Raw genomic sequence first — 13,972 nt, forward strand, 5'->3', positions numbered from 1 at the left:
TCTGATAAATTATCAATGGAACGTATATGTAAAGCTCAGGGAGTAATTAGTCCCCAGCTTATAAGAATAGAATATATAGTCTGTACCCTCTTTATAGGCCTTCTTACTATCCTTATTCTGGTAAAGCAGGTAAGGATTGTTGAAGATGTCTGAGATATTGAACTTTATTTCTGCGGCATTCTTAAACAGCCTTTTGCTCAGCTGCAGGTCCAGCAGGTTCCTGGAATTCTCATACACATCCAGCTTGTTGCTGCTATCATCACCCACTGTGTTAATACGTTGGCCAATGCGGTTATACAGGATGGTAAGACCCATGGTGTTGCCTGGATCATTAAACTGCAGACCGGCATTGAACAGATAAGGTGACTGACCAGGCAATGGACGGGTTTTGCCGTTGATGGCGCCATTTTCCGGGTTCTTGATGGAAGAATGTATATAAGCTGCATTCAGGAAAACAAATGAATTGGTACCCCATTTTTGTAACAGGAATTCCAGGTTCTTCCTTACTTCCAGTTCTGCACCCAGTACAGTAGCATCATCCAGGTTAACGTATGTTTTATCATTGTTATCGATGCTATACCATATTTCTGAAATAGGATCTTTGAAGCGTTTGTAGAAGGCAGACACAGCAAATGTTTCTCCTGCATGCGGATATATTTCGTAACGGAGATCCACGTTGTTGATACGGGTCTGCTTTAATTTAGGATTACCAAAGATGGCGGCAGAGTTGATGAAGTCATAAAAGCTGAAGGAAGCTATTTCCCTGAACTCCGGCCTTGCTACTGTATTGGAATAAGATAAGCGCAGATTGGTCTTTTCAGTCAGCGCATATACTACGTTAGCAGAAGGCAGGAAGCTATTATAAGTGGTATCTGTTGTGATAACGGTGGCGCCTGTTGTAGATACCGGTTGCAGTTTCTGCCTGTAAGACTCAAAACGCAGACCCCATATTACGCGCAGTTTAGACGTAATAAAGTTATCGAACATGAAATAACCCGCACTCAAATTAGAATTGGCTTCGTAGTTATTTTCAGGAGAGCTATCATCCCTCAGGTACAGCCCATTGCTGCCCAGGTGCCCTGTAGCAAACAATAACTGCGGCGGTAATGCCAGGCTATCATAGCTAAAGTTAAAGCTTCTGTGATAAGACAGCGGACGATAGTTAGATGTACGGCTGCGGTATTGTTCAAATACACCCAGCTTTAATGTTTGCCTGGTGTTCTTCAGGATCGGGAACAGGAAAGATGCACCACCATTATAGATGTTATCATTTACTTTTGAAAAAGAGCGGGAAGTACCACCATTCACCGGTTGATCTACGATGGCATGACTATCGGTATAGTTAGAGATCCTGATATCAGGGTCCTGACGGTTGGTGTTGGAATAGTTCAACATCCACTCCAGCTTCTTATTACTTCCAAAACCGTGCTCACCCTGCAGTGTAGAGGAAAGCAAATATCTTTCCACCATTGCGCTCAGTGAAGACTGTGTAATATAATGGAACGGAGGCTGCGGATCAGTAGCCAGGCTACGCAGGGTAGTTTGGTTGTCCAGTATCCTGTTGTAGATATTCTTGAAAGATATTTTGGTATTCTTTACGCTATAGGCAAAATTGGCTACTGCGCCCAGGGTGCTGTTATAGCGGTTAGTGGTATCAATATTATGGCGTTTGAATACGTGGTTATCTATATCATAATCATTCCGCTCTGCAAATTCATTTCTCTCCGTATGATTGCTGGTAAGTGATAATACATATCCAAACTTCTGATCGCCACGCAGCATTTTAGTATCACCCAGGGTGATCTGCAGGTTGGTGCCAGGCGCTACTTTCTTATTAGAGGTGCCCCAGGTGTTCTTAAATGAACGGTTCACATCATCCTGTGCTTTACCGGTAAGATTATTGAACGCTGTTTGGGTGGTTACGCCAGCCGGCAGCTTGCGGGAACCATCATCAAATGTCCAGTAATCATATTTACCCCTGAAACCAGACTTGCTATCTTTAAACGTAGACATGCTGTTTACAGAAACGCCTGCGGAAACAGAGATGAATTTTTCAGCAGGAAAATCCCTTGTGCTTACCTGTACCAGGCCGCCGGCAAAATCGCCTGGTTTGTCCGGGGATGCCGTTTTATTAATTACTATATTATCTATTAATCCTGCAGGGATGATATCAAAAGAGAAAGTTTTACGGTCAGGCTCTGTACTGGGGAGCAGTACATTATTCATGGTAGCATTGTTATAGCGGTCTGTTAAACCACGTACTATAACATATTTATTATCCTGTATACTGGTACCGCTTACCCTTTTTAATACTTCGCCGGTATTTTTATCCGGAGAACGGCGGATCTGATCTGCGGAGATACCGCTGGAAACGGCTATATTATTTTTCTGCGCTACATACAGGGCGTTGATGGTTTCCTGTTTGTAGGTACCCTTTATTACTACTTCTTTTAGATCTTTGGATTTAGGCTCATCCATGATCACATCCAGGCTGGTAGGTGAACCTGCGTTCACTGCCACATCACTGATGGATTTAGTCTGATATCCCATGTACTTGAAATCCAACGTATAGGAACCAACGTTGGTAACAAGCGTATAACGGCCTTCTACATCCGTTACAGCGCCTGTGCTAGTGCCTTGTACTACTACAGTAACACCAATCAATGCTTCTCCAGTCTTCTTATCTGTTACTTTGCCCGTAATTTTTCCAGTATCTGCTGCTAGTGTGCTGTGTACAAATCCTAATAGGCATACAAATAACCAAAGTTGGGCGAGGGCGGTTTTGCGTTTCATGTATTATTTGAATAGAATGTGACGCAAAACTATTACCGCCCTATTACTGTAATGTTAAGGGAATATTACCAGAATGTTAATTGTTAAGGAATCATTAAAAAATCGTTATCAGTTACCGGTTTTACAGGATGGAGGGAAGGATATGTATACAGATATAGGTATAGTTTATAACGGATTAATTAACAGGTTCACTAACAAGTGAATCCCGGAGGGGCTTGCCTGTTATTCAACAGCATATCAAGGGTTATATCCAATTGGTGACCAATATCTTCACGGCCGTTACTGGCTGCTATCAGCTGAAACAGGTGCATGCTTTTATTGGTGAAGGGTTTGTTATCCTTTTTATTACACAGCTCCAGGCTAAAGTTGAACTGTTCCTCCAGCTCTTCTTCAAACTCACGCAGGCTCAGGGTTTCGTCTATAGGATATTCCACCAGCGTGTCTGCCGGAAAACCAGCTTCCCGTAAGGTGTCAAAAGCATTGCCTAATGAATTATGTACGTATACGGTGACGTTACAACTCAGCAGCCGTTGAAACTGCATCTGCAACAAGGAAATGGTCATCAAAGGGTGTAACTTCAAAATTTTCATTTCATATAGTATTACTGCTTCCCAGCTATATTATTATCATTCCGGCAAACTTAAGAGCTTACCTTTAATTTAATATTAAGCACTTGTTATAATATTGTGAAAATAATATTTAAGCAAATGCTTATACGACATTCCTCGTAGTAGTGGGAGCTGGATATTTGCAGTAATCTTATCAGGGATTAGTGAAGCTGATGACTTTTGAAACTTCCCAGGGAAGCGGGGTATCATCTTCTTCATCGGGTAACACTACTTTGGCTTTGGTAACCGGGTGCTGGTAGAGTTTCCATTCCCCCGCGTTATATTCCAGGGAGGTAAGGCTCTCTACCCAGTCGCCTGAGTTGAGGTAAGTGATCGTTTTACCGTTATGCTGCATTTCCTTTATAATAGGCTGGTGGATGTGCCCGCAGCACACCACATCAAATTTTTTGTCAATAGCGATCTCTGCCACTATTTGTTCAAAATCCGAAATAAAACTCACCGCCTGCTTCACACTATGCTTCACCTTTTTGGAAAACGACAGTTTTTCGCGGCCCATGCTTTCCAGCACGTTATTCACCAGCCGGTTCAGGATGATCAGGATATCATATCCTTTTCCACCCAGTTTGGCCAGCCACTTGGAGTTCTTCATGGTAACGTCGTACACGTCGCCATGGAAAAACCAGTGAGATTTACCGTCTACTTCCAGGATCAGCTTATTATCAATCGTAAAATTGCCCAGTTCAAAGCCGGCGTATTTACGCAGGGCCTCGTCATGGTTACCGGTCAGGTAATATACATCAGTGCCCTTGCCGATCATTTTCAGGATACGGCGGATCACTTTGGTATGCGCTTTTGGAAAATACCTTTTGCTAAACTGCCAGATATCAATGATATCACCGTTTAGCACCAGAATCTTTGGATCGATGCTATCCAGGTATTGTACCAGCTCTTTAGCGTGGCAACCATAAATCCCGAGATGTACATCCGAGATCACAACTATGTCTAATGGGCGTTTTTCCGACATTTATATTGAATGAATTCCTTATGCAAAGGAAAATTTGCTATATTACTTTTATATTAACCCAGTGTTAAGGAATTATTAATTCAGCATTTTTCTTGGACATAATAGGACTGGATAGCTATTTTTGCCGCAAATTTCAAATAACACCTATATGGGAGGCTTCAATTCTTTTGTGAAACTTTTTATGCCGAAAGACCGGGTTTTTTATTCCTTGTTTGAAGATGTAGCAGCCAACCTGGTGGAAATGGCCAAAGTGCTCAACGAGCTGGTGAACACGAACGATCTGGCCATACGTAAGGACAAAGTGCACCTTATTGAGCGCCTTGAGCACAAAAATGACGACTATACCCATCGTATATTCGTGGAACTGGGCCAGAACTTCATTACCCCGTTTGACCGGGAAGATATTCACTATCTGGCCGCCACCCTGGACGACGTAGCGGATTATATCCATGGCTCTGCTAAAAGGATTGACCTGTATAAAGTATACGACCTCAATGACAGCATCCGTAAATTGGTGGAAATCATTGGATTAGGCGTAGCGGAACTATTTAAGGCCATTCCTGAGCTGCGCGATATGAAGAATATGCGTAACATTACAGATGCCTGCGTAAAGATCAACAGCCTTGAGAACCATGCGGATGATATTTACGATATGGCCATTGCGGATCTCTTTGATACTGAAACAAATGCCGCTGAGCTCATCAAAATGCGTGAAATATACCAGGCATTGGAGATCGCCACAGATAAATGTGAAGATTGCGCCAATGTGATCGAAACCATCATCATTAAGTACGCCTGATCTGCAGGCCCGGGAATGTTTCATGTAATCTCTTAACTATGGTTTTTCTAGTCGTTATCATCATACTGGCGTTCATTTTTGACTATATCAACGGTTTTCATGACGCCGCCAACTCTATTGCCACTATTGTCTCAACGAAGGTATTAACACCGTTTCAGGCGGTATTATGGGCGGCTGTGTTCAACTTTGCCGCCTTTTTTATGTCAAAATACATCTATGGCGAGTTCCGGGTAGGTAATACCATCGCCAAGACCGTATTTGAGCAATATGTTACCCTTAAGGTGATCTTCTGCGGGCTGGTGGCCGCTATTATCTGGAACCTGATGACCTGGTGGTACGGGATCCCTTCCAGCTCCTCCCATACGCTGATAGGCGGTTTTATTGGTGCAGCTGTTGCCAACGCACATGGTTCCTTTAATGTGATCAACTTTTCCAAAGTAATGCCCACGGTATATTTTATCGTGCTGGCTCCCTTTATAGGCATGATCGTGGCTTTTATAGTCACCCTCCTCATCGTGAACATCTGTAAAAAGGCCAACCCTTTCCGGGCGGAGAACTGGTTCAAACGCCTGCAGCTGCTTTCATCCGCTGCGTTGAGCCTGGGCCACGGCGGTAACGACGCCCAGAAGGTAATGGGTATCATTGCGGCGGCCATGGTAGCGCACGGTACTATTGACAAGATCTCAGATGTGCCCAACTGGGTACCGCTGTCCTGCTTTACAGCCATAGCCCTGGGTACCATGAGCGGTGGCTGGAAGATCGTAAGGACCATGGGCACCCGTATTACCAAGGTAACCCCGCTGGAAGGCGTAGCGGCAGAAACAGCCGGCGCATTCACCCTGTACCTGACAGAGACCCTGGGTATACCGGTAAGCACCACCCACACCATTACCGGCTCCATTATAGGGGTAGGCGCTACCAAACGCCTCTCTGCCGTACGTTGGGGTGTAACGGTAAGCCTGCTTTGGGCATGGATCATGACCATCCCCATCAGCGCCCTGATGGCAGCAGCCGTTTATTTTGTAGTAAATATTTTCGTAAAGTAACAGTATAGAGCGCGCGTTTACCGGTTTATTCATGCATTCCGTATGCGCTTAAGCGGTAAACGCGCCTTATTCCCGTCCTGCCCCAACTTTTTCTTGTTAAAAATTCCGAACTACCCCCTATTTTTGTGCGGTTTTGTGAACTGGCGGATCATTCGTTTCCTTATTTAGTTTAATCGTAATCAACTGGCCCAAAAACAACGGTAAATGAAAGGTATTATCCTGGCAGGTGGCTCCGGTACCCGCTTACATCCCATTACATACGCGATCAGCAAGCAGATCATGCCTATCTATGATAAGCCCATGATCTACTATCCTTTATCTACGCTGATGCTGGCCGGCATACAGGATATACTTATTATTTCCACCCCGCATGACCTGCCGGCCTTCCAACGCCTGTTTGGCGATGGAAGCCAGTATGGACTGCGCCTCCAATATGCGGAGCAGCCCAAGCCCAATGGCCTGGCACAGGCTTTTGTGATCGGGAGGGAATTTATTGGATCTGATAAAGTAGCCCTGGTACTGGGCGACAATATATTCCACGGCGCCGGCCTGGGTTCCCAGCTGGCCAATAATGTGGATCCGGAAGGCGGCATCGTATACGCCTATCATGTATCTGACCCGGAACGCTACGGGGTGGTGGAATTTGACAGCAACATGCAGGTGGTATCCATAGAGGAGAAACCGCAACAGCCCAAATCCAACTATGCTGTGCCGGGCCTGTATTTCTATGACAACGAGGTGGTAGACATTGCCCGCGACCTGCAGCCCAGCCCGCGGGGGGAATATGAGATCACCGATGTGAACAGGGAATACCTGCGCCGGGGTAAATTAAAGGTTTCCATACTGCCGCGGGGTACCGCCTGGCTGGATACCGGCACTTTCGACTCCCTGATGCAGGCCTCCCAGTTTGTGCAGGTGATAGAACAACGCCAGGGTATCAAGATCGCTTGTATAGAAGAAATTGCCTACCGCAAGGGGTTCATTGGCAAAGAGCAACTGCAGGCATTGGCCAAGCCCCTGCTGAAAAGCGGCTATGGACAGTACCTGGAGGAGGTGCTGCAACATAAAGTATAATTGATCATCATAAGAGTTATAAAAAACTAAACACAATGAAGGTTCTTGTCACCGGTGGTTGTGGCTACATTGGGGCGCATACAATTGTAGATCTCATCAATCATGGTTTTGATGTCGTATCTGTGGACAGTAATATCCGCAGCACTACCCAACTATTGGACGGTATTGAAAAAATTACCGGCAAAAGGATCCATAACTATAAAGTGGACCTCTGCAACCTGGAGGATACCCATGCCGTTTTTCATGAGAACCGGGATATTGTTGGCGTTATCCACTTCGCTGCGCTGAAAACAGTACCGGAGTCCGTAGCGGAGCCGCTGCTGTATTTCCATAACAACCTCACCTCGCTGGTGAACATCCTGAAATGCATACAGGAATTTAAGATCCCCAACTTCGTATTCTCCTCCTCCTGCTCCGTATATGGTAATACCACGGATCTGCCGGTAGTGGAAAGCACCCCGCTAGGCGAAGCGCAGTCCCCCTATGCCCGTACCAAACAGATGGGCGAGCAGATCATCCAGGACTACAGCCGGGTGAATGATACCCAGTCTATCCTGCTCCGTTATTTTAACCCGGTAGGCGCCCACCCTTCTGCCCTGATAGGCGAGCTGCCCCTGGGCAAACCGGATAACCTGGTGCCGATGATCACCCAGACTGCCATTGGCAAGCGGCCCACGATGATCGTATTTGGCCATGACTACGATACCCGCGACGGTTCCTGCATACGCGATTATATACATGTAATGGACATTGCCAATGCCCATACCCGTGCCCTGCAGTACCTGCTGGACAAAAAGAACAGCAGCAACCACGAGATCTTTAACCTGGGCACCGGCAACGGCGTAACCGTGCTGGAAGCCATTAAGGCCTTTGAAAAGATCTCTGGCGTAAAGCTCAACTATGAGCTGGGGCCCCGCCGTCCCGGTGATGTGATCGCCATCTACGCCAATAACAGCCTGGCCAAGGAAAAACTGGGCTGGGAGCCTAAGATCGGCATAGAAGATATGATGCGCACCGCCTGGCAATGGGAAGTGAGCCTGCGGGATAAGGTGCTGAGTAATTAATACATCAGCACATTAATTTTATTACATTTACATTCATAATCTTAGAACTTGGTATATGGTAAAAGATATTCAACCCTTAAATGAAAAAGAAACACGGGCAGGATTTGGAGAGGGTATCCTGGAAGTAGCCCGGAAGAATCCGAACGTGATAGCGCTTACTGCTGACCTGCTGGGTTCCATGAAGCTGAATGCCTTCATTAAGGAGTTTCCTGATCGTTTTGTACAATGCGGTATTGCGGAAGCCAACATGATGGGTATCGCAGCAGGTATGACTATTGGCGGTAAAATACCTTATACCACTACATTCGCCAACTTCTCTACCGGCCGCGTATATGATCAGATCCGCCAGTCTGTAGCTTACTCCGGTAAGAATGTAAAGATCTGCGCTTCCCACGCAGGCCTTACCCTGGGCGAAGACGGCGCTACCCACCAGATCCTGGAGGATATTGGCCTGATGCGTATGCTGCCAGGTATGACCGTAATAGTACCTTGCGATTTTAACCAGACCAAAGCCGCTACCATTGCCATCGCTGACTATCAGGGCCCGGTATACCTGCGTTTTGGCCGTCCCAAATGGCCCAACTTTACGCCGGAGAACCAAAAATTTGAGATAGGCAAGGCACAGGTGCTGCATGAAGGTACAGACGTAACCCTGTTTGCCTGCGGACACCTGGTATGGATAGCCGTTGAAGCCGGTAAGATCCTGGAGGAAAAAGGCTATAGCGTAGAGATCATCAACATACATACTATCAAACCGCTGGACGAAGAAGCCGTACTGCGCTCCCTGAACAAGACCGGCTGCGCCGTTACTGCAGAAGAGCACAATATACTGGGCGGCCTGGGCGATAGCATTGCACACGTGGCCGGCCGTAACAAGCCCGTGCCCATCGAATTCGTAGGCACCAACGATACCTTTGGCGAAAGCGGCAAGCCCACAGACCTGCTGAAGAAATATGGCCTGGATGCCAACCATATCGTAGCAGCTGCGGAAAAAGCAATGAGCAGAAAAGGAAAATAATTGAAATGCTAATGGGTAGAAACCATTATTTCCATAGCAATTAAACTTAGTAATAAAAAAACCATCTTATGGATGGTTTTTTTATTTAATTTCAGCTGTAATCAATTTCAGAACAACGTGAACAATAAATTGTGTAACTGTAACAAATTGCGGGTCATCAGCATATCTGCACATTTGCACATCTACACATCCATTTAACCTACCATGGCCGTTACACAGGATGATAAAGCACTATTGGCGTTATACCGGCAACCGGATACCAGGGAGAAAGGATTTACCTACATTATCCAGAAATACCAGGAACGGTTGTATTGGCATATCCGCCGCCTGGTGGTAGACCATGAAGATGCGAATGATGTATTGCAGAACGTGTTCATAAAGGTCTGGAAAAACCTGGAAGGGTTCCGGGAAGACGCCCAGCTGTTCACCTGGTTATATAAGATAGCCACCAATGAATGCCTGACCTTCCTGGAACAGCAAAAAAGAAAATCTGCGGTATCTTTGTCTGACGTAGAAACAGGCCTTAGTAATAAACTACGTGCAGACAACCAATTCGATGCCAACAAACTGGAGTGGAAACTACAAAAAGCCATACTGAGCCTGCCCGAAAAGCAGCGGGTGGTGTTTAACCTACGGTATTATGATGAAATGCCCTATGAAGAGATGAGCAGGGTACTGGAGACCTCCGAGGGAGCCCTGAAGGCGTCATATCATCATGCCGTAAAAAAGATAGAAGAATTCATAAAAAACAGCTAAGATCAATAGGCAGGGCCGCATTACGCCAGTAGTATCCATTTCCGGAAGTAAAAACAACGTAATCACCCATTAAACTATTGTCCGTCGATATTGTCTAACCAAGTATTATGAACAAAAAGGGAAAAGATATCGTGGGAGAACTGGAGGAGATCGTTCCCGGTTTACGCTTACCGGCAGAAACGCCTTATCAGGCGCCGGCTGGTTATTTTGAGCAATTACCGGGCCAGATCATGCAGCGTATACAGGCAGAAAACGCCGCTACGGTGCAGGACGAGCTGGCTGCCCTGTCTCCCCTGCTGGCTGCCGCCCCGCGGCAACAGCCCATGAGCGCTCCGCAAGGCTATTTTGACGGCCTGGCAGACCGTATCATGAACGATATCCAATCCGGCACAACAGCCAACCCGGCTAAAGTGGTACCCATCCGCTCCCGCCGGCGTTACCTGTCATGGGCGGCGGCCGCCTGCCTTACCGGCTGTATTGCCCTGGGCGCCCTGTTCATATTCCGGCATAACCCGGCGCCTGCCACCAATTTTGAAGCACAACTGGCAGGTATTCCCGACCAGGAGATCGTGGATTACCTGCAGAACCATACAGACGCCTTTGATAATGAGGCCATATTCTCAAATGTATCAAAGATGGATGTAGCAGACGAACTGCCCAGGATATCAACCAACCTCTATGACATGCCAGAAGCAGCTATAGAAAAGTACCTGGAGAATTCCGGCTTGTCGAACTGAGGTGTCAAACTATTAGCGAATTTATCCATGAAGCATTTTAACATATCAGGATTTATTGTTGCCTTGCTATTGTTCCTGTCCGTCCGGGCAGGCGCCCAACAGCAACCAGGCGATGATCCTGCCCTCAAAGATAAGATCCGGGCGGCCCAGATCGCCTACCTCTCCAAACAGCTGGACCTTACGCCAGATGAGGCCCAGAAATTCTGGCCGCTCTATAATAATTACACCCACGAAGTAGAACAGCTCATCGCCGAGCGCCGCCGCAACCGTCAGGTGGATAAAAAAGACGACGCCGCTGCCCGGCAGAACCTGGACAAGGAAATGGACCTGGAGCAGCGTATGGTGAATGTGCGTAAGCGCTATAAACAGGAGTTCCTGAAGGCGCTGCCCCCTGGTAAAGCCGGTTCCGTTTTCAAAGCAGAACGTGAATTCCGTATGCAACTGGTCCGCCAGCTGAATGAACGCCGGGCAGACCGGAATATGCGCCGGTTCAAACAATAGTTGATGTGCAGATGTGCAAATTTGCAGATGTGCAGATGAAAAGACAGGATTAAATTAATTTTCATATTAGCTATCACTCACTGCATTGCATTTGCACATTAGCATATCTGCACATTAGCACATTATTTATAATGTGCCCTTACTTCCACTACCTTTTCCTGCTCATTTAATACCATCATCTCCGCAGACAGGCGGTTATTTACGCTTGTATAATACAATACCACTGATTGTACGCCTTCCAGCACCTGGTGCAGTTCAAAATGAAGGTCCGGGAATGCCTGCAGGCCCCTGGTAAAATAGGCTTTCAGCGCTTCCTTACCCTGTATACGCCCGGATGGGTCGTTATTAAGCTTTTGGATAAAGGGAGAATAGAAGATCACATCCTCCGCATAATGCGCCATAATGGCCTCCAGGTCATGGTTATTCCAGGCGTTCACCCACTCTTGTGCAAAGTTGTTCATACCGTTTTACTTTAATACCAAGATAATGACGATGCCTTTAATTATTTGTAATTTTACAGGATGGCACGTATTATACCTTTATCAGAGGGGAGCTTTACCGTAGATGCAACAAAAAGATTCATTCCCTTTGACACGTCAAAAGATACCATGCAGCAACGTAACCATGGATCGCTGCTGGTAGAGATCCAGCCTTTCCTGATAATTACAGACCGCGATTATATACTGCTGGACGCCGGCCTGGGTTTCCGCACCAGCGAAGGCGTGCTGCAGCTGCACCAGCACCTGATCGATAACGGGGTAAACCCCATGGAGATCACCAAAGTGCTGATGAGCCATCTCCATAAAGACCATTCCGGTGGTATCTCCAGCATAGACCCGGCAACCGGCAGCCGCCAGTTAAATTTCCCACAGGCCACCCATTATGTGAACGCGCAGGAAATGGCCTATGCCATTGAGCAGGATGGTAAATCTTACCATGCAGAAGATGTAGCCCTGCTGCAGCAACGGGATAATGTGGTCTTTACGGAGGGTAACGGTGATATAGATGGGTATATTCACTATGAGCTCACCGGCGGGCATTGCCCTTACCACCAGGTTTTCCTGATAGATGATGGGGAAGATAAAGTGTTCTTTGGCGGCGATGTGGCCCCCCAGATCTCACAGATGAAGAACCGGTTTATTGCCAAGTATGATTATGATGGCAAACGGAGCATGGAGCTCCGCCAGGAATTCCTGGAGCGTGGCACCAATGAAGGCTGGACGTTTCTCTATTACCACGATACTAAATTCCCTTACGGGAAGTTCTAATAATGGCTAAAACAAAAAAGGGTACTTTTTGCGCTATCTCAATACCATCTGCCGGTCCGCATCCAAACGGAGCATAATAAATATCAGCATGGTAAAGGTCATGAGCGAGGAACCGCCATAACTTACCAGCGGCAGGGGAATACCTATCACCGGCGCCAGACCTATGGTCATGGCAATATTAATGGCCAGGTGGAAAAAGATGACGCTGGCCACGCCATATGCATATACGCGACTAAAGGTCGATCGCTGTCGTTCCGCTATAAAAATGATCCGCAAGAGCAGGGCTACAAATATCCCCATGAAGATCAGGCTGCCAAAAAAGCCAAAGTCCTCCCCTATAGTGCAGAAAATGAAGTCTGTACTTTGTTCCGGCACAAAATCAAACCGGGTTTGGGTGCCTTTCAGGTACCCCTTTCCAAAGAACCCGCCGGAGCCAATGGCGATCATACTCTGCCGGGTATTATACGTGGCTTTGGGATCGTTCTCCTTACCCAGCATTACCTCAATACGCCTTACCTGGTAGTCTTTTAACACCTTGGTAAAGGCAAAAGGCACAATAAACATCACGAAAACGGAGCAGAAGGCCCAGACCCCCAGTATCAGCACCAGCCGGGAGCGGCTACGCTTGATCTCCCGCCGGCTAAAATAGATCACTGCCACCGTGACCACGGAAAATATGATAAACAGGATATTCTTATCCACCAGCAGGGCGCTCAATACCAGTATAATACCGGAAAAAGCCACTACCAGCAACACACCTGGCAGCCCCTCGCGGTACATGACCAGGAAAAAGGAGAAGTATACCAGCGCCAGGCCCGTTTCATCCTGCAGGATAATAATGGCACAAGGTATTAGCGCCAGGGCAGCTGCTATCAACCGGGAGCGCAGCTTATTAAAATCCGTTTCCAGCGAGGAGAGGTATTTAGCCAGGGCCAGATTGGTACATAGTTTCGTGAACTCCGCCGGCTGGAACCGGAAACCACCCAGCACCAGCCAGGAATGGGAGCCCTTTACATCCGTACCTATGGCCAGTACCAACAACAACAGTAATAACCCGAAGGCATACATCAGGTTGGCCATGGCGGTAAAGAACTTACTGTCCGTAAGCCATATGATGGTAGCCAGCACCAGCGATACCAGCAGCCATAATACCTGACGGGCATAGTTGGTACTTTGGTGCATCACATTCTGCCAAATATTATCGCCTTCCCGGTATTCCGCGGCAAAAATGGATAACAGCCCTATCATTACCAGCGCCAGGTAAAGGCCCATGATAGGCCAGTCAATCCCTTGTGTGAGCTTTATTTGCTGCCGGTCGTTCAT

14 protein-coding genes are annotated in these 13,972 nt (G+C 47.0%); 9 read left to right on the forward strand and 5 right to left on the reverse strand.

Going from position 1 to position 13,972, the window contains the following annotated elements:
- Positions 1-12 precede the first annotated feature (12 nt).
- The 3 genes from F0L74_RS00365 to F0L74_RS00375 form a co-directional block, all read right to left on the reverse strand.
- Complete coding sequence (locus F0L74_RS00365; RefSeq protein ID WP_149835868.1) at positions 13-2,793, reverse strand: TonB-dependent receptor; 2,781 nt, start codon at positions 2,791-2,793, stop codon at positions 13-15.
- 191 nt (positions 2,794-2,984) lie between these two features.
- On the reverse strand, positions 2,985-3,383 hold the full coding sequence (locus F0L74_RS00370) for a hypothetical protein (protein ID WP_149835869.1): 399 nt from the start codon (positions 3,381-3,383) through the stop codon (positions 2,985-2,987).
- Positions 3,384-3,555: 172 nt separating this feature from the next.
- Positions 3,556-4,386, reverse strand: a complete 831-nt coding sequence (locus tag F0L74_RS00375) for a UDP-2,3-diacylglucosamine diphosphatase (protein WP_149835870.1) — start codon at positions 4,384-4,386, stop codon at positions 3,556-3,558.
- Between the two features lie 148 nt (positions 4,387-4,534).
- On the opposite strand from F0L74_RS00375, the gene F0L74_RS00380 reads away from it, so the two are divergent.
- From F0L74_RS00380 to F0L74_RS00415, 8 genes are all read left to right on the forward strand, one after another.
- Positions 4,535-5,185 carry a DUF47 domain-containing protein gene (locus F0L74_RS00380; protein WP_149835871.1) on the forward strand — a complete coding sequence of 217 codons (651 nt, stop codon included), beginning with the start codon at positions 4,535-4,537 and terminating at the stop codon, positions 5,183-5,185.
- Positions 5,186-5,223: 38 nt separating this feature from the next.
- A complete protein-coding gene (locus tag F0L74_RS00385) occupies positions 5,224-6,231 on the forward strand; it encodes an inorganic phosphate transporter (RefSeq protein WP_149835872.1) in 1,008 nt (335 codons plus the stop codon).
- Between the two features lie 204 nt (positions 6,232-6,435).
- Entirely contained in the window at positions 6,436-7,305 is an 870-nt protein-coding gene (gene rfbA, locus F0L74_RS00390) for a glucose-1-phosphate thymidylyltransferase RfbA (RefSeq protein WP_149835873.1), read from the forward strand.
- 35 nt (positions 7,306-7,340) lie between these two features.
- Positions 7,341-8,369, forward strand: a complete 1,029-nt coding sequence (galE, locus tag F0L74_RS00395) for a UDP-glucose 4-epimerase GalE (protein WP_149835874.1) — start codon at positions 7,341-7,343, stop codon at positions 8,367-8,369.
- 55 nt (positions 8,370-8,424) lie between these two features.
- Positions 8,425-9,387 (forward strand): transketolase family protein, encoded by a 963-nt coding sequence (locus F0L74_RS00400; protein WP_149835875.1) that lies wholly within the window; start codon positions 8,425-8,427, stop codon positions 9,385-9,387.
- 204 nt (positions 9,388-9,591) lie between these two features.
- Entirely contained in the window at positions 9,592-10,143 is a 552-nt protein-coding gene (locus F0L74_RS00405; protein WP_149835876.1) for an RNA polymerase sigma factor, read from the forward strand.
- A gap of 107 nt (positions 10,144-10,250) precedes the next feature.
- The gene (locus tag F0L74_RS00410) at positions 10,251-10,880 is read left to right on the forward strand and encodes a hypothetical protein (protein ID WP_149835877.1); all 630 of its coding nucleotides are present in this window, start codon (positions 10,251-10,253) and stop codon (positions 10,878-10,880) included.
- 27 nt (positions 10,881-10,907) lie between these two features.
- Positions 10,908-11,381 carry a hypothetical protein gene (locus F0L74_RS00415; RefSeq protein ID WP_149835878.1) on the forward strand — a complete coding sequence of 158 codons (474 nt, stop codon included), beginning with the start codon at positions 10,908-10,910 and terminating at the stop codon, positions 11,379-11,381.
- Between the two features lie 122 nt (positions 11,382-11,503).
- Here the strand turns inward: F0L74_RS00415 and F0L74_RS00420 are convergent, their stop codons facing one another.
- Positions 11,504-11,842: a nuclear transport factor 2 family protein gene (locus tag F0L74_RS00420; RefSeq protein WP_149835879.1), complete on the reverse strand. Its 339-nt coding sequence runs from the start codon at positions 11,840-11,842 to the stop codon at positions 11,504-11,506.
- Positions 11,843-11,902: 60 nt separating this feature from the next.
- On the opposite strand from F0L74_RS00420, the gene F0L74_RS00425 reads away from it, so the two are divergent.
- Positions 11,903-12,649, forward strand: a complete 747-nt coding sequence (locus F0L74_RS00425) for an MBL fold metallo-hydrolase (RefSeq protein ID WP_246197581.1) — start codon at positions 11,903-11,905, stop codon at positions 12,647-12,649.
- Between the two features lie 33 nt (positions 12,650-12,682).
- On the opposite strand, the gene rodA is transcribed toward F0L74_RS00425, so the two are convergent.
- Positions 12,683-13,972 (reverse strand): rod shape-determining protein RodA, encoded by a 1,290-nt coding sequence (gene rodA, locus F0L74_RS00430; RefSeq protein WP_149835880.1) that lies wholly within the window; start codon positions 13,970-13,972, stop codon positions 12,683-12,685.

It is taken from the genome of Chitinophaga agrisoli, from assembly GCF_008386695.1.
In the GTDB taxonomy this organism is placed as follows: Bacteria; Bacteroidota; Bacteroidia; order Chitinophagales; family Chitinophagaceae; genus Chitinophaga; species Chitinophaga agrisoli.